Raw genomic sequence first — 25,085 nt, forward strand, 5'->3', positions numbered from 1 at the left:
GGCAGAAAGGGATGTAGCGGCGGCATTCCCGCGAGGAATGCCGGATCGGGCGGAGAGTCAGTGCAGGACGCGGGGTTGATCGTCACGCTGAAGACTGTCGCCTTCCGCCAGGCGACCCGCCATCTGCACGCCCAGGTTGAACATGGCCTTGGCCACCTCTATCTGCTGTCCATGCAGGAAATCCTTGGCATCGCTGGAAAACTCAAGGGTAACGAGGGCTTCCTCGTCGTCCGCACGGCGCAACACGATGCGACCATCGGAGAGTTCAACGATTTCCAGGTAGGCAGTAGTCATTCAGTATCTCCACAGCTAAGCGGATAGTGTAACAGCGTGGGGTCTGAGAGGCCGACTTGCCTGAGCCTTTTTCGACGGTCTGCAAGGCCAGCATCCTGACGGCCTTGGATGAGTTGCCAATGGAACGGGTCTACCACTCGGTCATGGCACCGCGGAATCTGAGCGCCGTCTGCTTGAGGCTTTCGCGCCAGGCTTCCACTTCTTCAAGACCCAGCTCCGGCTCGGCCGGTTCCAGGCTGACCGCCTCGATCAGGGCCAGCGTCGGGTCCTGCTTGGGCCGTCGTGGCGCCTGGGGCGGCTGCAGCAGCCGCTGGTATTCGGCGATCAGCCGTGCCAGCCAGGTCTCCGAATTGCCAGCCAGCTCCACCAGCTCACCCATTTCCGGGCTGGGCGCTTCGTTCAAGGCTTCGGGTGAGAGCAGGATGGCGAGCGATGTGGCCTCCATGGTGGGATGACGGTAGAAACCCGCCACTTCCTGACAGAGCGCCAGCAGGGCGCCATGCAGATGAAACAGGCAGGCCTCACGCTCGGCCATGATGCGGCCCTGGCTTTGCGCGGAAGGTGCCGCCTGAGCCGAGCGCCAGCTGTCCAGCGCCAGACCGGCGAAATAGAGCTTCTGGTTGGTGCGGGTGTAACGCTCGTTGGCCATGCCCTTCTCCTCGGGCCGGCTCACGCCGACCGCCTGTCTCGCGCCGAAGCCAGAGGCCCTAGCGCTTCTCTTCGACCTGCCACTTCTTGCCGTCGTAGAAGGCCTTCCAGCCGGTGGGCTTGCCCTCGACCTCGGTCTGCACGTACTGCTCCTTGGTCTTGCGGCTGAAGCGGATCACCGCCGGGCGACCCTCGCCATCCTTCACCGGAGCACTGAGCAGATAATGGTACTTGGGATCGATCTCGTCGCGATGGGGCAGCAATTCGCTGACCAACGGCGCACGGGTTTCGCGATTCTTCGGGAAGCCGCTGGCGGCCAGGAACAGACCCGAAGCGCCATCACGCAACACATAGGTGTCGTCGACCTTTTCGCAACGCAGCTCCGGCATGGGTACGGCGTCCATCTTCGGCGGCGCCGGCTCACCGTTCTTGAGCAGCTTGCGGGTGTTCTTGCAGGCCGGGTTGGTACAGCCGAAGAACTTGCCGAAGCGGCCGGTCTTGAGCTGCATCTCGCTGCCGCACTTGTCGCATTCCAGCGACGGGCCTTCGTAGCCCTTGATGCGATAGCTGCCTTCCTCGATCTCGTAGCCCGGGCAATCCGGGTTGTTGCCGCAGACGTGCAGCTTGCGATGCTCGTCGATCAGATAGGCATCCATCGCGGTGCTGCAGATGGGGCAGCGATGCTTGCCACGCAGGACCAGAGATTCGGATTCGCCCTCGTCGTCTTCGGCGATCTCGTCGCCGGGCACCAGGTTGATCGTGGCCTTGCAGCGTTCCTTGGGCGGCAGGGCGTAACCGGAGCAGCCCAGGAAGACGCCAGTGGAGGCGGTACGGATCATCATTGGCCGGCCGCAGAGCTGGCAGGGAATGTCCGTCAGGGTCGGCTGATTGGCGCGCATGCCCTTCTCGCCCGCTTCGGCGTATTCCAGCTTCTGCTTGAAATCCCCATAGAATTCGTCGAGCAGATTCTTCCAGTCCCGTTCGCCCTGGGCGACGTTGTCCAGATTGCCTTCCATGTTGGCGGTGAAGCTGAAATCCATCAGGTTGGCGAAGCTTTCGTTCAACCGGTCGGTAACGATGTCGCCCATCTTCTCGGCATAGAAACGGCGATTGTGCACCGTCACGTAGCCGCGATCCTGGATGGTGGAAATGATGGCGGCATAGGTCGAGGGCCGGCCGATGCCGCGCTTCTCCAGCTCCTTGACCAGGCTAGCTTCGGAGAAGCGGGCCGGCGGCTTGGTGAAGTGCTGGCTCGGATCGAGCTTGACCAGGCCGAGGTCCTCGCCCTGCTTCATCTCGGGCAGGACGTCATCGTCGCCCGGCTTGCTCTGCTGCGGCAGGACCCGGGTATAGCCGTCGAACTTGAGGATGCGGCCACGGGCACGCAGCTCGAAGTCACCCGCCGCGGCAGTCACGGTGGTGGACAGGTATTCGGCTGGGGGCATCTGGCAGGCCAGGAACTGGCGCCAGATCAGTTCGTACAGACGCTCGGCATCACGCTCCATGCCCGACAGGCTGTTGGGCTTGACGTTAATGTCGGATGGGCGGATGGCCTCGTGCGCTTCCTGGGCGCCTTCGCGGCTGCCGTAGACATTGGCTTTTTCCGGCAGGTACTGCTTGCCGAATTCGCTCTCGATGTAACCGCGGGCCATGGCGATGGCATCGCCCGACAGGTTGGTCGAGTCGGTACGCATGTAGGTGATGTAGCCGGCCTCATAGAGACGCTGGGCCATCATCATGGTCTTCTTCACCCCGAAGCCCAGGCGATTGCTCGCGGCCTGCTGCAGGGTGGAGGTGATGAAGGGTGCCGAGGGCCGGCTGCTGGTCGGCTTGTCTTCGCGCTTGGCGATGCGATAGGCAGCCTTCTCCAGCTTGGTCAGGGCGGCCCTGGCCTGGGCTTCGTTCAGCGGCTTGAAGGCTTCACCCTTCTCGCGCACCACTTCGAAGCGCACCTGAGCCTTTTTCGGCGTGGCCAGGTCGGCGTGGATTTCCCAGTATTCCTCGGGGACGAAGGCGCGGATCTCGCGCTCACGCTCCACCACCAGCTTGACCGCGACGGACTGCACCCGACCGGCGGACAGGCCGCGGGCAATCTTCGACCACAGCAGCGGCGAGACCATATAGCCGACCACGCGGTCAAGGAAGCGGCGCGCCTGCTGGGCGTTGACGCGATTGATGTCCAGTTCGCCGGGCCGGGAGAAGGCCTCCTGGATGGCCTTCTTGGTAATTTCGTTGAAGACCACGCGCTTGTAGCGCGAGTCGTCGCCGCCGATGGCTTCCCGCAGGTGCCAGGCGATGGCCTCCCCTTCGCGGTCCAAGTCGGTCGCGAGATAGACGGTGTCGGCGTCCTTGGCCAGGCGGCGCAGTTCCTCGATCACCTTTTCCTTGCCGGGCAGGATCTCGTAGTGCGCCTTCCAGCCGTGTTCGGGGTCGACGCCCATGCGGGTGAAGAGCTGGCGCCGGGCCTTTTCCTTGGGTGACAGCGCGGGCGCCTCGGCGGCGGTCTTGCGCGTCTTGGCGGCGGGCTCCTTGGCGGTGCCGGCGCCGCTGGTGGGAAGGTCGCGGATATGGCCGATGCTCGACTTCACCACGTACTGGTTACCCAGGTACTTGTTGATGGTCTTGGCCTTGGCCGGGGATTCCACGATGACCAGCGATTTACCCATGGGAGAGTCAGATTCCTGCTTGAAGGCGGTAAGCGAGCGAAAGGCGAGCGCCGGAACGGCGGATGGAGGACCAGACCGATTTCAGTCTGGTGCGCCGGGGGGCGGTCGGCCAACGCGGCACCGCTATATATAGTGGCGATGTCGGCAAGGTCAAGGCTGCGGCGTGGCATCCAGACCCAAGGGATCGGCTTCGACGCTGATCAGCGCGAAGCGCGGCACCTGCTCGCCATCCACCTGGACGCTCTGGCGAAACATGCTCAGGGGACGCGCCCAGAGACCATATTCACCATACAACGCCTGATAGATGACCAGCTCTTCTTCGGTCTCGGAATGCCGGGCCAGACCCAGCACCCGATACTGCTGACCCTTGTAGTGCCGGTAGAGTCCCGTCTGCAATGCCATGTTCCACCTCGAAAAAAGAAAACCGGGGCAGCCCTGGGGCGCCCCGGTCGGATGACGCACGCTGCGGCGGATCAGCGCAGGCGTTCGAACACCGTGGTGATGCCCTGGCCGAGACCCACACACATGGTGGCCAGGCCGAAGGTGCCGTCATTCTGTTTCATGACATTTAACAGCGTGCCTGAAATTCTGGCGCCAGAGCAACCGAAGGGATGACCCAGGGCGATGGCGCCCCCGTGCAGATTGACCTTTTCCTCCATCTTGTCGAGCACCTTGAGGTCCTTCAGTACTGGCAGGGCCTGGGCGGCGAAGGCTTCGTTGAGCTCGATGAAATCGATGTCGGCGATGGTCAGGCCGGCGCGTTTGAGAGCCTTCTGGGAAGCCGGGACCGGACCGTAGCCCATGATCGCCGGATCCACGCCGGCGACGGCCATGGAACGGATCCTGGCCAGCGGCTGCAGGCCCAGGTCCTGGGCGCGTTGGGCCGACATGACCAGCATGCAGGAAGCACCGTCGGTGATCTGCGAGGAAGTGCCGGCGGTCACGGTACCACCCTTGGGGTTGAACGCCGGCTTCAGGGCCGCCAGGCCTTCGAGGGTGGTTTCCGGACGGATGGTCTCGTCCTGGCTGAAGACCTTGAGGAAGCCGTTCTCATCATGACCTTCCAGGGGAATGATCTCGTCCTTGAACTTGCCTTCCTGGGTGGCCTTCCAGGCCAGCTGGTGCGAGCGGTAGCCGAACTGGTCCTGGGCCTCGCGGGTGATGCCGTGCATCTTGCCCAGCATTTCGGCGGTCAGGCCCATCATGCCGGAGGCCTTGGCGGCGTGCAGCGACAGCTGGGGGTTCGGGTCGACGCCGTGCATCATGCCGACATGGCCCATGTGCTCCACGCCGCCGACGACGAAGACGTCGCCGTTGCCGGTCTGGATCGCCTGGGCGGCGGTGTGCAGGGCGCTCATGGAAGAGCCGCACAGGCGGCTTACCGTCTGGGCGCCGCTGGTGTGGGGAATGCGGGTCAGCAACGACGCCATGCGGGCGATGTTCCAGCCCTGCTCCAGGGTCTGGTTGACGCAGCCCCAGATCACGTCTTCCACCTCGGCCGGATTGACCTGGGGATTGCGGTCGAGGACCGCGTCGATCAGCCGCGCGGACAGGGTCTCGGCGCGGGTGTTGCGGTGCATGCCGCCCTTGGAACGGCCCATGGGCGTGCGGGCGAAGTCGACGATGACGACGTCTCTCGGATTCAGACTCATTTCTTTACTCCAGGCTCAACCGAAGAAGCGTTGGCCAGCGGCGGCCATTTCGCGGAGTTTGGGGGTCGGGTGGTACAGCGGCCCGAGGTCGGCGTACTGGTCGGCCATGGCGACGAATTCGGCCACGCCCAGGCTGTCGATGTAGCGCAGCGCACCGCCCCGGAAGGGCGGGAAGCCGATGCCGTAGATCAGCCCCATGTCGGCTTCGGCGGCGCTGTCGACGATACCGTCTTCCAGGCAGCGCACGGCTTCCAGGCACAGCGGCACCATCATCCGCTCGACGATCTGCTCGTCGGTGAATTCACGCTGTTCGTAGGTGACCGGTGCCAGTACCTCGGCCACGGCCGGATCGGCGACCTTCTTCGGCTTGCCCTTCTTGTCGGTCTCGTAGACATAGAAGCCCTTGCCGTTCTTCTGGCCGAAGCGCTGGGCTTCGTAGAGGGCGTCCACCGCGGTCTTGCGGCTTTCCTTCATGCGCTCGGGGAAGCCCTCGGCCATGACGTCGCGGGCGTGGTGGGCGGTGTCCATGCCGACCACGTCCATCAGGTAGGCCGGACCCATGGGCCAGCCGAATTTTTCCATCAGCCGATCGACGCGCTGGAAGTCGGCGCCCTGGGCCAGCAGCGCGGCGAAGCCGCCGAAGTACGGGAAGAGGATGCGGTTGACCAGGAAGCCGGGGCAGTCGTTGACCACGATGGGGTTCTTGCCCATCTGGCGGGCATAGGCCACGGTGGTGGCGATGGCCCTTTCGCTGGTTTTCTCGCCGCGGATCACCTCGACCAGGGGCATCATGTGCACCGGGTTGAAGAAGTGCATGCCGCAGAAGTTTTCCGGACGCTTGAGCGCCTGGGCCAGCAGGCTGATGGAGATGGTGGAGGTATTGGAGGTGAGGATGGCGTCTTCGCGCACCTGGCCCTCCACTTCCGCCAGCACGGCCTGCTTGACCTTGGGATTCTCGACCACGGCCTCGACCACCAGGTCGACACTCTTGAAATCGCCATAGGACAGGGTCGGCCGGATGCGATTGAGCGCCTCGGCCATCTTCGCTGGCTCCAGGCGCCCCTTCTCGACGCGCTTGTTGAGCAGCTTGCTGGCTTCGCTCAGCCCCAGCTCCAGGGCTTCGTCGCGAATATCCTTCATCAGGATCGGGGTACCCTTGAGCGCGGACTGGTAGGCGATGCCGCCCCCCATGATGCCGGCGCCCAGCACGCTGGTCAGCCTGACCGGCGCAGCCTGTTTCTCCAGCACCTTGGCCTTGCGCTTGAGCGCCTGGTCATTGAGGAACAGGCCGACCAGGCTGGCGGAGACCGAGGTCTGGGCCATCTTGGCAAAACCGGCGCCTTCCACTTCCAGAGCCTTGTCGCGGCCGTAGTTGGCGGACTTCTGGATGGCCTTGATGGCTTCCAGCGGCGCCGGATAGTGCGGACCGGCCTGGCTGGCGACAAAGCCCTTGGCCGATTCGAAGGCCATCATGGCCTCGATGGCATTGAGCTGCAGCTTTTCCAGCTTGGGCTTGCGCTTGGCACGGTAGTCCAGCTCGCCGGCGGCGGCGCGACGAACCAGGTCCAGGGCGGCATCGAACAGGTGCTCGGGGGCGACCACGGCATCGGCCACGCCGACCTTGAGAGCGGTGGCGGCGTCGTTTTCCTTGCCGGAAGCGATCCACTCGATGGCGTTGTCGCTGCCGATCAGGCGTGGCAGGCGGACGGTGCCGCCCCAGCCCGGATAGATGCCCAGTTTGACTTCCGGCAGGCCGATGCGTGCCGCGGTGCTCAGCACCCGATAGTCGGCGGCCAGGGTCATCTCGCACCCACCACCCAGGGCGATGCCGCCCACGGCGGCCACGGTGGGCACCGGCAGGTCTTCGAAGTCGTTGAAGATGCGGTTGATCTCGGCGATGCCGGCCTGCAGCTCTTCGGTCGGCCGACCGAACATCTCGACGAATTCGGTGATGTCGGCGCCGACGATGAAGACGTCCTTGCCGCTGGTGACGATGACGCCGCGCAGGCCGGCGTGGGCTTTCAGGGCATCCACGGCCTGGCGGAATTCACGCAGGGTGATGGCGCTGAACTTGTTGACCGATTCGCCTTGGAGGTCGAAGCGAAGTTCGGCGATGCCGTCCTCCACGTCGCGCACCGAAAGGGCTTTGCCTTCGAAAATCATCAGCGGGTCTCCCTTGAGTCCTGGTCGCAAGGCGGGCGGCAGCTTCGGATGGAAGCCGAAAATCGCCAGCCCCGATATTGTTCTGTGGAGGGCACCGGCCGGGCCGGGGCGAAAATTCATACAACCGTTTGAACGGTTCGCACAACCTTCTGGCAAAAGCGGGCGCTTGTCAATTGGGACGCACGGGGAAAGCGTGGTCGGGGGTTCGAGTGGTGAGAGCTTGAGCTTGGCGCGCTTCTGTGCAAGATAGCCGTGGAGCTATCCCCGACTCCTGGAGTCGAAACTACAAGTGGGCAAGCGTCTGCCTGAACAGTTGCCGAGCGACAGCCGGTTCTGTCCGGCCAGCACCTGAAGCCCGCGAATCGAGCGCCAGCCACGGTACGGTCTGGCGCCCCATCATGAAGGAGAGATGTGTATGGCCTACCAACACATATTGGTTGCCGTCGACCTGACCGAAGATTGCCAACCGGTGATCCGTCGCGCCGTGGCCCTGGGTCAGTGCTGTGGCAGCAAGGTGTCGCTGGTGCACGTGGTCGAACCCATGGCCATGGCCTTTGGCGGTGACGTGCCCATGGATCTGTCGTCGCTGCAGCAGCAGCAGATCGAGCAGGCGCGCGAGCGGCTGGATGGCTTCACCACCCAGTACGCCGAGTTGGCTGGCAATTGCGTGCTGGCCTATGGGCAGCCGCGCCAGGAGATCCACCGCATGGCCAAGGAGCAGGGCTGCGACCTGATCGTGGTCGGCAGCCATGGTCGTCACGGCCTGGCGCTGCTGCTGGGCTCGACGTCCAACGACCTGCTGCACGGCGCGCCCTGCGATACCCTGGCGGTAGCCCTGAAGAAAGACAAGGCCTAAGCGCCTGTTCAAAGTCTGCTGCGCGTTGGCCAAACGGCGTTGAAAAGACCCTGGGTCGCCAGCCCGGTCGGAATGCTCATTTACGTTTTGTAAACTCCGCTTCCTCAGGTCCTTTCGCCTTGTTTGGCTCTAGCTCGCGAGACTTTGAACGGGCTCCAAGTCCGTGGCCGGGCTGGATTACTCCAGTTCGGCCCAGCGCTCGATCAGCCGATCCAGCTCGGCCTGCAGCGCGTCCATGCGGGCAAGCTTGGCCTGGGTGACTTCGCCCGGCAGCTGGTAGAAGCCAGGATCGGCGATCGCGGTCTGCAGGGCTTCCAGTTCGATTTCCGCGGTCTCGATGGCGCCCGGCAGGGCGTCCAGCTCACGCTGCTCCTTGTAGCTGAGCTTGCGCCTGGCCGGTGCGGCTGCAGCGGCCACCGGGGCCACCGCAGGTGCGGGCTCGGTCTTGGCGGCTGCGGGCGCTGGCTTGCCGTCCTCGCGGGTCTGCACGCCCAACAGGCGCGGCGAGCCGCCCTGGCGCAGCCAGTCCTGGTAGCCACCGACGTATTCCCGTACCCGCCCTTCCCCTTCGAACACCAGGGTGCTGGTCACCACGTTATCGAGGAAGGCCCGGTCGTGGCTGACCATCAGCACGGTGCCCTCGAAACTCAGCAGCACTTCTTCGAGCAGTTCCAGGGTCTCGACGTCGAGGTCGTTGGTCGGTTCGTCCAGCACCAGCAGGTTGGCTGGCTTGCTGAACAACTTCGCCAGCAGCAGGCGCGCGCGCTCGCCACCGGACAGTGCCTTGACCGGGGTACGGGCCCGTTGGGGGCTGAACAGGAAGTCGCCCAGGTAGCTCAGCACATGGCGATCCTGGCCGTTGATGGTGATGAATTCACGACCTTCGGCGAGGTTGTCGATCACCGTCTTTTCCGGCTCCAGTTGCAGGCGCAGCTGGTCGAAGTAGGCGATCTCCAGCTTGGTGCCGTACTGGATCTTGCCGGTGGTCGGCTGCAGGTCACCCAGCAGCAGCTTGAGCAGGGTGGTCTTGCCGGAGCCGTTGGGACCGAGCAGACCGATGCGATCGCCGCGCTGGATCAGCAGGGTCAGGTCACGGATCAGGGGTTCGCCACCGGGATGGGCATAGCTCATGTGCTCGGCGAGGATGACCTGCTTGCCGGACTTGTCGGCCGTCTCCAGCAGGAGGTTGGCCTTGCCCTGGCGCTCACGGCGCTCGCTGCGCTCGTTGCGCATGGCCTTGAGCGCGCGGACACGGCCTTCGTTGCGGGTACGGCGGGCCTTGATGCCCTGACGGATCCACACCTCTTCCTGGGCCAGGCGCTTGTCGAACAGGGCATTGGCGGTCTCTTCCGCCGCCAGTTGCTGCTCCTTGTGCACCAGAAAGCTGGCGTAGTCGCCCTGCCAGTCGATCAGGTTGCCGCGATCCAGTTCGAGGATGCGGGTGGCCAGGGCCTGGAGGAAGGCGCGGTCGTGGGTGATGAACAGCACGGCGCCGGGATAGCCGCGCAAGGCGTCTTCCAGCCAGGCGATGGCGCCGATGTCCAGGTGGTTGGTGGGTTCGTCGAGCAGCAGCAGATCCGGCTCGGCCACCAGTGCCTGGGCCAGCAGCACGCGCCGCCGCCAGCCGCCGGAGAGTTCGGCGAGGGTCTTTTCCGCCGGCAGCTGCAGCCGGCTCAGGGTGCTGTCCACCAGTTGCTGCAGGCGCCAGCCATCGCGGGCCTCCAGCTCCTGCTGGACGTGCATGAGCCGCTCCATGTCCAGTTCACCGCTGGTGTCCTGGGTGAGGTGGTGATACTCGGCGAGCAATTCGCCGACACCGGCCAGGCCGGCGGCCACCACGTCGAACACCGAGCGGTCGTCGGCGCGGGGCAATTCCTGCGGCAATTCGCCGATCTTGATCGCCGGGGCGCGCCAGACCTCGCCGTCGTCGGCCTGCTGCTCGCCCTTGACGATGCGCAGGAGGCTGGATTTGCCGGTGCCGTTGCGGCCGATGATGCATACCCGCTCGCCCCGTTCGATCTGCCAGGACACCCCGTCCAGCAAGGGGGTGACGCCAAAGGCCAGGGATACGTTGGTGAACTTGAGCAGCGCCATGGGTTTCTCCGCGAAAAAGGCCAGCCAGTCTAGCAGAGACGCCTGCCCCGGCGCCGGTCGGTGCGAGCCGGCGAAACGCCCGGACCGCCCGACGGCAGGCCATGGCCGACGCTTTCGCCACCTGCCGCCGGCACGTAAGCTAGACTGCCCCGTGACGGTCGGCCGCCTGCCCTGAGCCTGGCGCGCCGCCCCCTCCGCATCCAGCTTTTACGGAATTCCCATGCGCGGTCGCCTGTTCGTCATCCTGCCCCTGCTCCTCGCTCCCCTGATCGGCTCCACCACCTCGCAAGCCGCTCCCCTGGAGCAGCAGCGGCAACTCTACGACCAGGCCAAGGCGGCGCTGGACCGCGGTGATGCCAGCGTCTACCTGGCCAATCGCGGCGAATTGCGCACCTATCCGCTGGAGCCCTATCTGGCCTACGACGAGCTGATCAAGCGCGTCCCCGGTGCCAGCGATGCCGAGATCGAGGGCTTTCTCGCCGAGCACGGCGATCTGCCGCAGTCCAACTGGCTGCGCCTGCGCTGGCTGCGCAGCCTGGCCGATCGCGGCGACTGGAATCGCTTCGAGAAATACTATTCGCCGGACTTCAACTTCACCGAACTGGACTGCCTGCACGGCCAGTACCTGATCGCCCAGGGCAATGCCAGCGAGGGCTTCAAGCTGGCGGAGAAGTACTGGCTGGTGGGCAAGGCCCAACCGACCACCTGCGATGGCCTGTTCCAGGCCTGGGCGGCGCGCGGCCAGCTCACCGAGGAGCGGGTCTGGGAACGCGCCAAGCTGGCCGCCGACAAGGGCGAGTACGGTCTGGTGCGCACCCTGTCCGCCCAGTTGCCGACGCTGTCCGGCCAGGCCCAGCGGCTGATCGACGTGGCCCAGAAGCCGCAGCAGATCGCCAATGTCCAGGCCTTCGCCCCGGCCAGCGAGAGCCTCGCCGACGTGGTCGGCCTGGGCCTGCGCAAGCTGGCGCGCCAGGACCCGGAGCAGGCCATGAGCCTGCTTGAGGTCTACAGCCAGCGCATGCCCTTCACTCGCGATGAAAAGGTCGCCATCGCCCGCCAAATCGGCCTGACCCTGGCGAAGAATTTCGATCCGCGCGCCCTGCCACTGATGGAGCGCTATGACCCCGAACTGCGGGACGACGACGTCAGCGAATGGCGTGCCCGGCTGCTCCTGCGCCTGGGTCGCTGGAGCGATGCCCACGCCCTGATCGAACGCTTTCCGCCGAGTCTGGCCAAGGCCAATCGCTGGGAATACTGGCGGGCACGCACCCTGGAGCTGATGCAGCCGCAGAGTCCGGCGGTGCTGCGTGAATACGCCGAGGTCAGTCGCGAGCGCGACTACTACGGCTTCCTTGCCGCCGACCGCAGCAAGGCGCCCTATCAGCTCAACAACAAGCCGCTGATGCTCAGCGACGCCCTCAAACGCAAGGTGCGCAATACCCCTGGCGTGCAGCGCGCCCTGGAATTCATCGCCCGCGGCGAACCGATCAACGCCCGCCGCGAGTGGTTCTATGTCAGCCGCCACTTCAACCGCGACGAACTCGTGGCCCAGGCGCGCATGGCCTATGACATGCAATGGTATTTCCCGGCAATCCGCACCATCAGCCTGGCCAAGTACTGGGACGACCTGGACATCCGTTTCCCCATCGCCTATCGCGAGAGCTTCGTGCGCGAGGCCCAGACCCGCGGTCTGCACAGCAGCTGGGTGTTCGCCATCACCCGCCAGGAAAGCGGCTTCATGGCCGATGCGCGCTCCGGGGTGGGCGCCATGGGCCTGATGCAGCTGATGCCGGCCACCGCCAGTCATACCGCCAGCAAGTTCGCCATTCCCCTGGCCTCGCCACAGCAGGCGCTGACCCCGGAAAAGAACATCCAGCTGGGCACCGCCTATCTGTCGATGGTCCATGCCCAGTTCAACGGCAACCGGGTATTGGCCTCGGCGGCCTACAACGCCGGCCCGGGGCGGGTGAAGCGCTGGCTGACGGGTGCTCGCCACCTGGCCTTCGACGTCTGGGTGGAAACCATTCCCTTCGATGAGACGCGGCAATACGTGCAGAACGTGCTGGCCTACGCAGTGATCTACGGCCAGAAGCTCAATGCGCCGCAACCCCTGGTCGACTGGAACGAGCGCTTCTTCGACGAGACCTGAGCGCTCGCCGGCCCGCCCTGATACCACCGCAGCGGACTCGGACGCCTGTTCGTGTCCGCTGCACAGTGACCGCCTAGAGCCCCTGCGTCACCCGACGGCAGCATCCTGCCAGGCCTTAGGCCCCGTGACAGCTGCGCAAAACAGCGCCACCCCCTATACTGCAGCCCCTTTTTTTCCGCTATTGAACCGGAGAAACCCATGCTCAAGCGTTCGCTGGCCCTGGCAGCAGGCCTGGCCCTGTCCCTGACGTCCCTGCTCTCCCACGCCGCCGCCGAATTGCGCGTCTCGGCCATTCCCGACGAGGCGCCCACCGAGCTGATCCGCAAGTTCAAGCCGCTGGGTGAATACCTGGAGCAGCGCCTGGGCATGCCGGTGAAATTCGTCCCGGTGTCCGACTATGCCGGCGTGGTGGAAGCCATGGCCTCGGATCGCCTGGACCTGGCCTGGTTCGGCGGCTTCACCTTCGTCCAGGCGCAGCGCAAGGCGCCGATGACCCCCCTGGTGCAGCGCGAAGAAGATCAGAAGTTCACCAGCAAATTCATCACCGCCGACCCGGCTGTGAAGACCCTGCAGGACCTCAAGGGCAAGACCTTCGCCTTCGGTTCGGTCTCTTCCACCTCGGGCAGCCTGATGCCACGCTACTTCATGCAGCAGGAAGGCATCGTCCCCGAGCAGTTCTTCTCGCGGGTGGCCTATTCCGGCGCCCATGACGCCACCGTCGCCTGGGTCGCCGCGGGCAAGGCCGATGCCGGTGTGCTCAACGCCTCGGTGTGGAAGAAGCTGGTCGACGCCGGCAAGGTCGATACCAGCAAGGTCCGAGTGATATCCACCACCCCGCCCTACTACGACTACAACTGGACGGTGCGCGGCAGTCTGGATCCGCAACTGGCGGCCAAGATCAAGCAGGCCTTCCTCGACCTGGATCCGGCCAAGCCGGCCGACAAGGCGATCCTCGACCTGCAGGCGGCCAGCCGCTTCGTGCCGACCTCGCCGGACAACTACAAGAGCATCGAGGCTTCCGCCCTGGCAGCCGGCCTGCTCAAGTGAGTCTCGCCCTCAGGGGCGTGACGCTGGTACACGCCGACGGCTCGTCCGCCCTGGCCGATCTCGACCTCAGCCTGCAACAGGGTGAGCAGGTCGCGCTGATCGGCCCGTCCGGGGCGGGCAAGACCAGCCTGTTGCGCCTGCTGGCCACCGGGCTGCGACCGGTCGCAGGTGAGCTGGAGCTGCTCGGCCAGGAGCCCTGGAGCCTGGGCAACCGGGAGCGGCGCCAGTTGCGTGCCCGCATCGGCCTCATCCATCAGGCGCCGCCCTTGCCGGCGCGCCAGCGCGTGATCACCGCGGTACTGGCCGGACGCCTCGGCCAGTGGTCGCTGGCGCGCAGCCTGGTCAGCCTGGTGCATCCCCTGGATCGTGACGGCGCCGCCGCCGCCCTGGCGCCGCTGGATCTCGCCGATCGCCTCTATTCCTCCTGCGATCAGCTGTCCGGTGGCCAGCTGCAGCGCGTCGGCATCGCCCGGGCGCTCTATCAGCAGCCGCAGCTGCTGCTCGCCGACGAACCCGTGTCGGCCATGGACCCGGTGCTGGCCGGCCATACCCTGGAGGTGCTGAGCGACGCTGCGGCGCGCCAGGGCACCACCCTGGTAACCAGCCTGCACAATGTGGAGCTGGCGTTGCAGCGCTTTCCACGCATTCTCGGCCTGCGGGCCGGCCGCTTGCTGTGGGACAAAGCCGCGAGCGCCGTCACCCCGGCCGATCTCGCCGCGCTCTATGCCAACGAGGGGCTGAGCGCCACACTGGCGCCCGCCGCACCGGCCCCGGCCGAGACGCCGCTCGACCTGCCGCGATGCTGACCTCGCCCCGCCAGGACCCGGCCGCCCGGCCCCGTCTGCTGCTCACCCTGCTGGCCCTGCTGCTGGCCTGGCCGACGCTGCGCCTGGCGGAATTCGATCTCTTCGGACTCTTCACCGGCGACAACGCCCGCACCATGGGCAACTTTCTCGCCGGCTTCTGGCCACCCGCCCATGACGCCGACTTTCTCGCCGTGCTCGGGCGCGCCACCCTGGAAACCCTGGCCATCGCCACCCTGGGCATGGCCCTGGCGGCGCTGATCGCCCTGCCCGCCGCTCTGCTCGCCACTCGCGTGCTGTCGATCTCCGCCCTGCCCCGCGGCGGACGTCCAGGCCGCTTGCCGCGCCTGCTCCGCGGACTGGTCCGCGGGGTGCTGATCGTCCTGCGCAGCGTGCCGGAGATCGTCTGGGCGCTGCTGTTCGTCCGCGCCGTGGGCCTGGGTCCCACCGCCGGGGTGCTGGCCATCGCCATCACCTACGGCGGCATGCTGGGCAAGGTCTATGCGGAGATCTTCGAATCGGTCGATCCCCGCCCGGCGCGGGCTCTGCTGCTGCAGGGCGCCGGTCGCCTGCAGGCCTTCGTCTATGGCGTGCTGCCCAATGCCGCGGGCGAGATGATTTCCTACAGCGTCTACCGCTGGGAATGCGCCATCCGCGCCTCGGTGGTGATGGGCTTCGTCGGTGCCGGCGGTCTCGGTCAGCAGGTGGACCTGTCGCTGCGCATGTTCGCCGGTGGCGAGGTGGCCAGCCTGCTGCTGACCTTCCTGGTGCTGGTGCTGCTGGCCGATGTGCTCAGTCGCCTGCTGCGCCAGGTGGAGCGCAGTCAGGGCGGCGGCCGCGGCGCTCTGACGGTGCTGGCCATGGGCGCCGCCCTGGTGGCGTCCGCCAGCTACCTGGGTACAGCCTTCGGCGAATTGCTGAGCGTTCGCGCCCTGGCGCAGATGGGCAGCTTCCTGGCCGATTTTCTCAAGCCGGACTTCTCGGTTACCCAGCTATTGGCCGTGGCCCACGGCGCGGTGGAGACCCTGGCCATGTCGGCCCTGGGCACCCTGCTCGCCGGGCTGCTCGGCATCCTGCTGGCGCTGCCGGCGGCCGGTCGCCTGGGCCTGGGCGCCCTGGCGCTGGCGCGGCTGCTGCTCAATGCCCTGCGCGCCGTGCCGGAACTGGTCTGGGCGGCGCTGATGGTGCTGGCCGCCGGCCTGGGACCCAACGCCGGGACCCTGGCCCTGGCCCTGCACACCGCCGGGGTACTCGGCCGGCTGTTCGCCGACGCCCTGGAAAACACCCCCAAGGCGCCCGCCGAGGCCATTCGCCTGGCCGGCGGTGGCGCGCTGGCGGCCTTTCTCTACGGCACCCTGCCGGCGGTCTGGCCACAGTTGCTGGCCTACCTGCTCTATCGCTGGGAAAACAACATCCGCATGGCCAGCATCCTCGGCTTCGTCGGCGCCGGCGGCCTGGGGCAGCAGCTGTACTTCAGCCTGAGCCTGTTCCAGCAGGCCCAGGCCGCCACCGTGATCCTCGGCATGCTGGTGCTGGTGCTGGGCGTGGATCTGCTGAGTAACTGGGCCCGGCAGCGCTGGGTCGTTCGTTAGAGCCTATTCAAAGGCTGCTGCGCGTCGGCCAAACGGCATTGAAAAGACCCTGGGTCGCCAGCCCGGCCGGAATGCTCATTTACTACTCGTAAACTCGTTCGCGAGCCCGGTCCGCTTCCTCAGGTCTTTTCGCGGGGCCGCCGAGGCCTTGTTTGGCTCTAGCTCGCGAGCCTTTGAACAGGCTCTTAGCGAATCTCCGGCAGCAGCAGCGCTGGCAACTGCGCCAGAAAGGCGGCTTCGTCGTCGAGCTGGCGCAAATCCAGCCAGAGCGCATCGGCGTCGATGCGCCCCACCACCGGAATGGGTAGCTGGCGCAGGCCCTCTTCCAACTGCCGCAGGGCGCGCCCACGCAGGCGCTTGCTGACCTGGGGACGACAGCACAGCGCCGCCCCGGGCAGCCGTGCCACCGGCTGGGCGCCACTGCCGATCATGCCCAGCGCCGGCTCCACGCTGACCGCATAGGTCGCGCCCAGCACGGCGGCGAAGGCCGGCAGCAGCCGCTCGGCCTGGGTGGTGATGGCCTCGGCCGGGCGGGATAGCAGGCGCAGGCTGGGCAACCGTTCGGCCAGTCGATCCGGATCGCGATAGAGCGCCAGGGTCGCTTCCAGGGCGGCCAGGGTCAGCTTGTCGACCCGCAACGCCCGCTTGAGCGGATTCTTCTTGATCCGCTCGATGAGGTCACGGCGACCGACGATGAGGCCGCACTGCGGGCCGCCGAGCAGCTTGTCGCCACTGAAGGTCACCAGGTCCGCGCCATCGCGCAGCGCCTGTTGCACCGTGGGCTCGGCGGGCAGCCCCCAACGGGTCAGGTCAACCAGGGTGCCGCTGCCGAGGTCTTCCAGCAGGGGGACGTTATGGGCGCGGGCAATGGCGGCCAGCTCCGTCGTGGCCACGCTGGCGGTAAAGCCCTGGACGCTGTAGTTGCTGGTGTGCACCCGCATCAGCAGCGCGGTACGCGGGCCGATGGCGGCTTCGTAGTCGCGGGCATGGGTGCGGTTGGTGGTGCCCACCTCCACCAGCTTGACCCCGGCGCGGGCCATGATGTCGGGGATGCGAAAGGCACCGCCGATCTCGATCAGCTCGCCGCGGGACAGCACCCCTTCCTTGCGTGCGCCTATGGCATGCAGGGCCAGCAGAACGGCCGCGGCGTTGTTGTTGACCACGGTCACCGCCTCGGCGCCGGTGAGTTCGCGCACCAGGTCGGCGACCAGGTCGTCGCGATCGCCGCGCTTGCCGGTGGTTAGATCGAATTCCAGATTCATCGGCTGACGCGCGGCCTCGGTCACCGCGGCGATCGCCTCTTCCGCCAGCAGCGCCCGTCCCAGGTTGGTGTGCAGCACCGTGCCGGTGAGATTGAACACCCGCCGCACCCGCGGCTGGCTATGCAACGCCAGGCGCTCGCCCAGGCGACCGGCCAGCACGCCCTCCTCCACCTCCACGGCGGTCAGGGTGCCGGCTCTCAGGGCGTCGCGCAGATCGTCCAGCAGCGAACGATAGCCGCCAAGGACCAGCTCGCGACCGTGGCGCTCCTCCAGCGGACGCGAAGCGGGATGGCGCAGCAGGCGGTCGATGGACGGCAGGCGAATGGCGGTCATGGGAGCCTCTTGATCGATTCGACCCCCAGTGTAGCCCGAACTCGCGGCGGGTCGACCAGGGCGCGCCGCGCTGCCGCAGGCCTGGCCCGTCCCGGCGTGGGGTGGCCGAACCCGGACCCGGGGCGTCCGGAAATGACCCCCGGGTTCCCGGTTTGCCGCGTGCCAGAGCCCGTCCTAGGATGGTTTTCGCGGGCTTTTCCCAGGCGCCTAGCGTGGTCCTGGCGTGGAAGGCCCTGGCCACCGCGTCCACCTCACGACAATAACAAAGGTGCCGTCATGTCCAAGAAAACCTCCCCCTGGGCCAGCGATGGCCTGCTCGACAACAGCGACATCGTCAGCCTCGGCAACTTCACCTACCTGCACACGCTAAAGAGCGCCGCGGTCACGCCGCTGGCGCAGACCAGTTCGGCCAGCACCCCAACCGTCAGCGAATTCCTCAACGGCGCCATCAGCGAGTACGTGCTGGGTGGCACGCCCGACGGCATGCGGCCCTTCCTGGTCGATGGCCAGCAGCTGACGCTGCACAACTCGCTCAATGGCGCGACGGCCCACACCTGGATCACCGCCGAGAACCAGGTGCTCATCAGCTATGCCGGCACTACCAGAGGCGAGAATCTGCTGATCGATCCCCTGTCCACCGCCGGTGGTCTGCTGAGCGATCTGCAGATCCTCGGCCAGCAGGTCTCCAGCGCCCAGCGCCAGTCGCTGGACTTCGCCCACCAGGTGATCGAGGCGGCGGCCAAGCAGGGCTATGGCACCCAGGACATCTTCGTCACCGGCCACTCCCTGGGCGGCATCTCGGCGGCCTACGTCGCCCAGCAGACCGGTCTCGGCGGCATCAGCTTCGAGGCCTCGGGCATTCCCCGCGATGCGCACGCGGCGGGTCACGGAGGCAACTTCGTCAATGTGGTCACCCTCGGCGATCCGGTGGCCAACTACAGCTCCGACATCCGCGGCGAGCAGCCCTTCGCGCCCAGCTTCGTCAGCCAGGCCGAGGGCGGCGGCAGCCTGCCGCACTATGGTTCGCTGTTCCTGATCGGCGCCCAGGCCGACCAGCACGACCTGACCCAGGCGGCAGCCAAGGTCGGCCACCTGTTCAGCGGCGACAACGGTGGCCAAGTCAATCCGCTAGGGGCCGCCCTGCATCCAGTCAGCGTGGCCGCCGGCATCGCCGAAGCGGCGCGCCTGATCGCCGAATTCCATCTGCCGGCCGCCGAATACACCAACCTCGGGGTGACCCCTACCGGTGGTTTTCTCGACACCCTGCCCGCGCAGATTGGTACGGCCCATGGCCCGGTGCTGATGGTCGGCAACTACAGCGTGGCGGAATTGCAGGCCTTCGCCGAGACCCACGCAACCTTCGGCTGAGAGCCGCTTATAAAACTACTGCGCGTCCGCCATACAGGCACGTGCGGTGCTCGGAATCCTCATGTACTACTCGTACACTCGTACGCGAGCCCGGTCCGGCTCCTGCGCGCCGCACACACCTGTCTGACAACCGCTCGCGACGTTTTATAACCGACTCGCGCTTTTGCGGCGGCCTTGTTTCGCCGCCGCGACAGAACTCCCCCCTGCCATTCGGGTCTGCCCTCCTATCGTCCGGGATCCCGAGGGTCCCGCCCGCCTTAGTCCAGGAGAGCACAATGACCGCAGACGGTCCCCAGCGCATGACCGATGAAGAAGCCCAGGAATTCGCCACCGAGGTGTTCAACCTCGCGCGCACCGGCAATGCCGCGGTGCTGGCCCTGGTGCTGGAGAAGGGGCTGACCCCCAATCTGCGCAATCACAAGGGCGACAGCCTGCTGATGCTGGCCAGCTACCACGGCCACCTGGAGGCCAGCCGTGTCCTGCTGGAGCACCGGGCCGATTCGAATCTGGCCAACGACATGGGCCAGTCGCCCCTGGCCGGCGCGGCCTTCAAGAACAACCTGCCGATGGCCGAACTGCTGCTGGAGCACGGCGCCGCCGTGGAGGGCGCCATGCCCGACGGCAAGACCGCGCTGATGATGGCGGCCATGTTCAACCACGTGCAGATGGTGGAACTGCTGGTCGCCCGCGGTGCCGATCCCAAGGCCCGGGACGCCGCCGGCAACACGGCGCTGAGCGTGGCCCGCGCCATGGGCGCCAAGGATACCCCTGCCGTGCTGGAGCGGCTGGGCGGCGTCTGATCAGAGCCTATTCAAAGGCTCGCGAGCTAGAGACAAACAAGGCGAAAAAGCCTGAGGAAGCGGAGTTTACGAGTGGTAAATGAGCATTCCGAAGGCATTTTCAACGCGGTTTGGCCGACGCGCAGCAGACTTTGAACAGGCTCTTAGCGCTTCTGGTAGCGATAGAACAGGTTAGGCTCGCTGACCACATAGAGGTTACCGGCGGTATCCAGGGTGACGCCTTCGGGCTGGCGGATCCGCCGTGACAGGCCACCAAAGGGCGCCACCAGGGAACGGGTATCCAGGGTATGGCCCTGGTCGTCGAGTTCGATCAGCACCCGCGATTCGTCGCTGAGCAGCAGCAGGTGGCCGGTGCGGCGATCGACATGGACCGCGGACAGGTCACCGGTGCTGGGCGCCTGGTCCAGCCAGGCCTGGCGATCAATGATGCGCAGGGCGAAGTCGCCGTCGAAGCTCCTGAGCAGGCCACGGATTTCATAGAGCTTGCGCGGCGAGTGCTCCTTGACCACGAACAGGCGATCGCGGGCGGCATCGTAGTCCAGCCCCTCGAAGCCCTGGTTGGCGCGGGGGAAGAGATCCAGGGTCAGGCTGCGATAGTCCTTGCGGCGGAGCACGTCGTCGCCCTCGGGGATGCCTACCAGGGTCAGGGCGTTGGCGCCCTCTTCCGCCAGCAGCAGGCGGTCGCCTCCCAGATAGGTCACGCCTTCGACGTCGTCGAAGCCCTCCAGGCGATGGCGTTGCAGCAGCTCGCCGTCCCGGCTCAGGGCCAGCAACTCCGGCGGATTGTTGACCACCGCCCAGAGGCGATCCCGCTCCGGGTCATAGCTGAGGTCGGACAGATTCTCGCTGACGCCGGCCACCGGCTTGGCTTCCACCGCCACCCGGTAGCGACCGAGCTCCAGGGAGGTTCGGGGTTCGCTCTGCCACTGCTGGCCGAGCCAGAACAGCAATTGACTATCCAGATGGCTGCTGCGCAGACCCTGGGTCACTCCCAGTGCCAGCAGCAGCGCCAGGGCCAGCAGCCAGCCGGTCCGCCCAATCCTGATCCGTCGTACCCACGCCGTCATCGCCTTGCCCCGTCATTGTTGTACGGGGCGGAGTATCCGGGGCTGTCTTTATGGTTGTGTGACAGTCCTAGCGCCGGGGCTGAACGGGGTTACCCTCCCAGCGCGAGCGACCCGGCAAGGTTTCGCCCTTCATCACCAGCGACAGCGGACCCAGTTCCACGTCGTCGCCGACGCGGGCGCCATAGAGCACCACGCTGCGCGGCCCCAGGTTGACCCCGGCTCCCAGCTCGACTTCGCCCACCTTCATCACCCGGTCTTCGAACAGGTGGGTCTGGGGCCCGGCCAATGCATTGAGTTCGCCATGGTCACCGAGGCGCACGCAGTCGAATTCGGTGAGGTCGGTGGTATCCAGGTAGGTGCCGCGCCCCAGGCGGGCGCCGAGCAGGCGCAGCGCCAGCGGCAGCCAGGGCGTACCGCGCAGGGTGCCGAGCAGATTGGGCACCGCCAGGGTTTCGTAGAGGCTGGTGATGGCTTCGCTGCGCCAGACGAAGAAGGTCCACATGGGCGCCGAGCGCGGGCGATAACGACCGACCACCAGCCACTTGAGTCCCAGCACCACCAGGAAGCTGGCCAGGGCGAAGGCGCTGCCGGCCAGCAGGGTCTCGCCGAGCAGTTGCAGCCAGGCGCCGGCCTGCCACAGCGGCACCAGGGCTTCGGCGATGGCGCAGCCGGCGGCGACGGTGAAGCCGGTGGGCAGCACGATGCGCAGGGCCTCGATCAGGCCACGCGCCACCCGGCGCCAAGGTGCCGGGCGGAAGGTCAGGCTTTCCGGGTAGCCGGTCAGGGTCTCCCGCGCCGGCAGCCGGACCGCCGGCGAGCCGAGCCAGGTTTCGCCCTGGCGCAGGGGCACGCCTTCGTCGAGCCGCCCCAGGACACCGATCAGGGCGTCTTCGGGGAGGTGGCAGCCGTCGGCGACATAGGCGCCGTTGCCGACGAAACTGCGGCGGGCGATGGAGGTGCGTCTGAGGGTCATCCAGCCCTGGGCCACCTGTTCGTCACCGAGCATCACGGCATCGGCGATAAAGGTCTCGGCGCCCAGTTCCAGCAGCGAGGAGACCGGGCCCTGGGCGGTGGAGATCTCGGCATCACGGCCGACCCGGGCACCCAGCAGGCGATACCAGAGCGCCGAATAAACGGTGGCATAGAGGCCCTGCAGACTCTGCAGCGCCGACTCCTGGATCAGGTTGGCCAGCCACTTGCGCCAGTAGAAGAGGCTGTCGATCGACCACTGGCCTTCTTCCAGCCGCGGCAGGATCAACCGCCGTGCCAGGGCGCAGCCAAGCAGGGTCAGGGCGACGCTGACCATGCCCAGCGGCAGGGCCAGTACGCCGTATTGCAGGGCATCGAGCAGCAGCGAAGAGGTGTGCCACCAGGGCAGCCCACCGAAGCTTTCCAGTTCGTCGATCAGCAGCGCCAGGGGAAACAGCGGCATGAAGAACAGCACCGAGACCACCAGGCCACTGAGGGCATAGAGCCCTTTCAGCACGGCACGCTGGGCGCGGGATACCGGAGCCGGCGGCAGGACGCGGGCACCGGCGGCGCCCTGGTCATGGGCCGGCGCGCCGCCCCAGTTGCGTCCGGCCGGGATGCGCTGGCCGCTGCGCAGGGCGGATTGGGCCTGCAGGCGCGCACCGTCACCGAGGGCGGTGTCGCCTTCGAGGATGGCATAGGAGCCGACCTGGGCTTCGCGACCCAGGGTCACGGCGCCGAGCAGCAGTTCGCCGCGCAGCACCCGGGCGTTTTCGAAGTTGACGCCGTTGCCCAGGCTGGCGCCCTGCCCCAGGGTCAGCAACTCGGGGACGCGCAGGGTCAGGGTGCCGACGAAGGCCTCGGCGCCGACCTGGGCGCCCAGCAGCCGTAGCCAGCCACGGGCCAGGGGCGAACCGCTGAGCAGGTAGGCCGGCGCCAGGGCGAGGAAGCGCTCACCCAGCCACCAGCGATAATAGGTCAGGCCCCACAGCGGATAGCGACCGGGCTGCAGGCGACCGGTCAGACGCTTGCCCAGCAGAGCCACGGCGAATTCCAGGCCGATGGCCAGAACGAACAGACTCAGGGCGGTCAGCATGGCCAAGGGCAGCGCGGTACCGGAATGGATCAGCAGCGGAAAGGCCAGGAAGGGTGCCAGCCAGCGGCCCAGGCGCAGGGTCAGGAGCGGCGGCAGGGCCACCGCCTGGGCCAGGCCACAGCGCCAGCGTCGCCAGCGGCTGGGCGGCGCCCAGGCCTCGGTGGCCGTCGCCGTGCCCGCCTCGGCGGCATCCGCCTCCAGGGCGTCGGCAATGGCGCCCAGGGTGCGGCCGGCATAGACCGCCTTGACCGTGGCGCTGGCATAGCGCGGGTCCTGGCGCAGGCGCGAGACCAGGCGGGCGGCGAACAGCGAGTGCCCGCCCAAGTCGTCGAAGAAATCCATCTCGGCGTGCAGGGGCTGACCGGGAAACAGCTCGGCGGTGGCCGCCAGCAGCGCACCCAGGGCGCCACTGGCCGGAGTGACCGGCGCCACTACGGCAATGGCCAGGGGCCGAGCTCGCAGTTGCTTGCGGTCGATCTTGCCGGAGTTCAGCCGCGGCATCTCGCCGAGCCACTCGAAGCGACTGGGCACCATGTACAGCGGCAGGCAGCCGGCCAGCTCGGTCCGCAGCAGGTCGCTGCGCGGCAGCGGACCGCCATCGCCGACCAGGAAGGCCACCAGCTGCTCCACGCCGCCTTCTTCGCGCAGCACCACGGCCACGGTCCCGACGCCGGGTTGCCGCGCCAGGGTGGCTTCGATCTCGCCCAGCTCGACGCGATAGCCGCGGATCTTCACCTGGTCGTCGACCCGGCCCAGGCAATGCACCTGGCCGTGTTTGTCGACCCGTGCCAGGTCACCGGTGCGATAGAGCTTGAGGTCGTGGCTGCCGGTGCTCCAGGGATTGGGCAGGAATTTCTCGGCGGTCAGTTCGGGACGCCCCAGGTAGCCATCGGCCACGCCGGGACCGGTGATGCAGAGTTCACCCACCTGATCGCGTGGCAGCAGCGCCAGCGGCAGGCTGGCATCGGCGTGCACCACCAGCAGGCTGTAGTTGGGCAGCGGCCGGCCAATGGTCACCGGCTCGCCCGGTTGCAGTTGCGCCAGACTCGCCGAGACAGTGGCCTCACTCGGGCCATAGGTGTTGAACAGCCGCCGCTGCGGCCGACTCCAGCGCGCCACCAGGGGCTCGGGGCACATCTCGCCGCCGAGGTTGATCAGGCGCAGGCTGGGGACGTCTTCCGGCAACAGCGCCAGCAGGGTCGGCACCACGTGCAGCACGCTGATGCGATTGGCGGTCAGGGCGCGGGCCAGGGCCTCGGGGTCGGCGGTGATCTCCCGCGGCGCCAGCCAGAGGGTGGCGCCCACCAGGTAGCTGATCCAGATCTCTTCGAAGGACATGTCGAAGGCCACCGAGAAACCCTGGTAGACCCGATCGCCGGCCTCGATGCCGAGCAGCGAATTCTCGCTGCGCAGGAAGTGACAGATGCTGTCCTGGCGGATGCCGATGCCCTTGGGCTTGCCGGTGGAGCCGGAGGTGTAGATCAGGTAGGCCAGGTGGTCCGGAGAGACCTGGCCACGCCGGCGCAGGGTCTCGCCCTGGGCCAGGCCGACGCTCAGCTCGTCGGGGGTCCAGCAGCCGAGCCCGGGCCGCGCCAGCAGATCGGCGAAGGGCGCCCCGGTGATCACGCCCACCGCCTGGGCATCTTCCAGGCAGAGGGCCACGCGATCGGCCGGGGTTTCGGCGTCGCAGGGCAGCCAGGCGGCGCCGGTCTTGGCGATGGCCAGCTGCATCACCAGCAGCTCGATACCGCGTGGCAGCCAGAGGCCGACCACGCGGCCAGGCCCGGCACCGGCGGCCAGCAGCCGCGACGCGGCGCGGTCGGCCCAGGCGTTGAGTTCGCCATAGCTCAGGCTGCGCTCGCCTTCGAGCAGGGCGGGCCGCTCCGGCGCCCGCGCCGCGGTGGCCTCGAACAGATCGGCGAGGACTTCATCGCGGCACAGATCGGGGCGGATGGGGCCTTCGACCAGACTGAGGGAGAGTTCGGCAAGCGCTTCCATGGGGACAGCCTCTGGGTGTTTGGCGCAGTGTGTATCTCCCGGGTTACGCGCTCCTTAAGGGGCGCTTAGGGTTTGCTTAAGGCCGGACCAGCCCTGCGTCGCGGGCGCCAGAACGGCTCTGAAACGCGCCTTCCACTCGATCCGCCATTGATCGGCGATGGACGGCGGTGCACTGGCGAGGCCAAAAAAAACGCCTCCCGAAGGAGGCGTTTTCAGCTACCGCTCGGC

17 protein-coding genes and 1 pseudogene are annotated in these 25,085 nt (G+C 66.9%); 8 read left to right on the top strand and 10 right to left on the bottom strand.

The genetic code is table 11. From position 1 onward, the window contains the following. Positions 1 to 57: 57 nt before the first annotated feature. From BGI51_RS01620 to fadB, 6 genes are all read right to left on the bottom strand, one after another. Positions 58 to 294 (bottom strand): hypothetical protein, encoded by a 237-nt coding sequence (locus tag BGI51_RS01620; RefSeq protein WP_007162387.1) that lies wholly within the window; start codon positions 292 to 294, stop codon positions 58 to 60. Between the two features lie 130 nt (positions 295 to 424). Beyond that, positions 425 to 943: a DUF6586 family protein gene (locus tag BGI51_RS01625; protein WP_187980112.1), complete on the bottom strand. Its 519-nt coding sequence runs from the start codon at positions 941 to 943 to the stop codon at positions 425 to 427. Positions 944 to 1,001: 58 nt separating this feature from the next. After that, complete coding sequence (gene topA / locus BGI51_RS01630; protein WP_187980113.1) at positions 1,002 to 3,608, bottom strand: type I DNA topoisomerase; 2,607 nt, start codon at positions 3,606 to 3,608, stop codon at positions 1,002 to 1,004. 150 nt (positions 3,609 to 3,758) lie between these two features. Further along, the gene (locus tag BGI51_RS01635; protein WP_178083935.1) at positions 3,759 to 4,010 is read right to left on the bottom strand and encodes a DUF1653 domain-containing protein; all 252 of its coding nucleotides are present in this window, start codon (positions 4,008 to 4,010) and stop codon (positions 3,759 to 3,761) included. Positions 4,011 to 4,081: 71 nt separating this feature from the next. Further along, on the bottom strand, positions 4,082 to 5,260 hold the full coding sequence (gene fadA / locus BGI51_RS01640) for an acetyl-CoA C-acyltransferase FadA (protein ID WP_133862801.1): 1,179 nt from the start codon (positions 5,258 to 5,260) through the stop codon (positions 4,082 to 4,084). A gap of 15 nt (positions 5,261 to 5,275) precedes the next feature. Then, entirely contained in the window at positions 5,276 to 7,423 is a 2,148-nt protein-coding gene (gene fadB, locus BGI51_RS01645; protein ID WP_187980114.1) for a fatty acid oxidation complex subunit alpha FadB, read from the bottom strand. 415 nt (positions 7,424 to 7,838) lie between these two features. Between fadB and BGI51_RS01650 the strand changes: the two genes are divergently transcribed. After that, a complete protein-coding gene (locus tag BGI51_RS01650) occupies positions 7,839 to 8,279 on the top strand; it encodes a universal stress protein (RefSeq protein ID WP_007162381.1) in 441 nt (146 codons plus the stop codon). A 177-nt stretch (positions 8,280 to 8,456) separates the two neighbouring features. On the opposite strand, the gene BGI51_RS01655 is transcribed toward BGI51_RS01650, so the two are convergent. Further along, complete coding sequence (locus tag BGI51_RS01655) at positions 8,457 to 10,373, bottom strand: ATP-binding cassette domain-containing protein (protein ID WP_133862803.1); 1,917 nt, start codon at positions 10,371 to 10,373, stop codon at positions 8,457 to 8,459. A gap of 220 nt (positions 10,374 to 10,593) precedes the next feature. Between BGI51_RS01655 and BGI51_RS01660 the strand changes: the two genes are divergently transcribed. The 5 genes and pseudogenes from BGI51_RS01660 (at position 10,594) to phnE (ending at position 15,964) form a co-directional block, all read left to right on the top strand. Then, positions 10,594 to 12,522, top strand: coding sequence for a transglycosylase SLT domain-containing protein (locus tag BGI51_RS01660; protein WP_187980115.1), 1,929 nt, complete (start codon positions 10,594 to 10,596; stop codon positions 12,520 to 12,522). A gap of 198 nt (positions 12,523 to 12,720) precedes the next feature. Next, a complete protein-coding gene (locus tag BGI51_RS01665; RefSeq protein ID WP_133862805.1) occupies positions 12,721 to 13,569 on the top strand; it encodes a putative selenate ABC transporter substrate-binding protein in 849 nt (282 codons plus the stop codon). Further along, positions 13,566 to 14,375 (top strand): phosphonate ABC transporter ATP-binding protein, encoded by an 810-nt coding sequence (locus tag BGI51_RS01670; protein WP_187980116.1) that lies wholly within the window; start codon positions 13,566 to 13,568, stop codon positions 14,373 to 14,375. Before BGI51_RS01665 ends, BGI51_RS01670 begins: the two co-directional genes overlap by 4 nt. Beyond that, a pseudogene (locus BGI51_RS23335) lies at positions 14,369 to 15,181 on the top strand (PhnE/PtxC family ABC transporter permease); the annotation flags it as partial. The gene BGI51_RS01670 and the pseudogene BGI51_RS23335, both read left to right, overlap by 7 nt. 51 nt (positions 15,182 to 15,232) lie before the next feature. Further along, a complete protein-coding gene (gene phnE, locus BGI51_RS23340) occupies positions 15,233 to 15,964 on the top strand; it encodes a phosphonate ABC transporter, permease protein PhnE (protein ID WP_252977325.1) in 732 nt (243 codons plus the stop codon). A 185-nt stretch (positions 15,965 to 16,149) separates the two neighbouring features. Here phnE and selA read toward each other — a convergent pair whose 3' ends face one another. Further along, positions 16,150 to 17,559, bottom strand: coding sequence for an L-seryl-tRNA(Sec) selenium transferase (gene selA, locus BGI51_RS01680; RefSeq protein WP_187980118.1), 1,410 nt, complete (start codon positions 17,557 to 17,559; stop codon positions 16,150 to 16,152). A 276-nt stretch (positions 17,560 to 17,835) separates the two neighbouring features. Between selA and BGI51_RS01685 the strand changes: the two genes are divergently transcribed. After that, positions 17,836 to 18,927: a lipase gene (locus BGI51_RS01685; RefSeq protein WP_187980119.1), complete on the top strand. Its 1,092-nt coding sequence runs from the start codon at positions 17,836 to 17,838 to the stop codon at positions 18,925 to 18,927. A 275-nt stretch (positions 18,928 to 19,202) separates the two neighbouring features. Continuing rightward, the gene (locus BGI51_RS01690; protein ID WP_187980120.1) at positions 19,203 to 19,727 is read left to right on the top strand and encodes an ankyrin repeat domain-containing protein; all 525 of its coding nucleotides are present in this window, start codon (positions 19,203 to 19,205) and stop codon (positions 19,725 to 19,727) included. Between the two features lie 143 nt (positions 19,728 to 19,870). On the opposite strand, the gene BGI51_RS01695 is transcribed toward BGI51_RS01690, so the two are convergent. Both BGI51_RS01695 and BGI51_RS01700 read right to left on the bottom strand, forming a co-directional pair. After that, positions 19,871 to 20,794, bottom strand: a complete 924-nt coding sequence (locus tag BGI51_RS01695) for an SdiA-regulated domain-containing protein (protein WP_187980121.1) — start codon at positions 20,792 to 20,794, stop codon at positions 19,871 to 19,873. Between the two features lie 67 nt (positions 20,795 to 20,861). After that, complete coding sequence (locus BGI51_RS01700; protein ID WP_187980122.1) at positions 20,862 to 24,857, bottom strand: Pls/PosA family non-ribosomal peptide synthetase; 3,996 nt, start codon at positions 24,855 to 24,857, stop codon at positions 20,862 to 20,864. Positions 24,858 to 25,085: the final 228 nt, after the last annotated feature.

This window comes from Pseudomonas oryzihabitans, from assembly GCF_014522265.1.
Classification (GTDB): domain Bacteria; phylum Pseudomonadota; class Gammaproteobacteria; order Pseudomonadales; family Pseudomonadaceae; genus Chryseomonas; species Chryseomonas aestiva.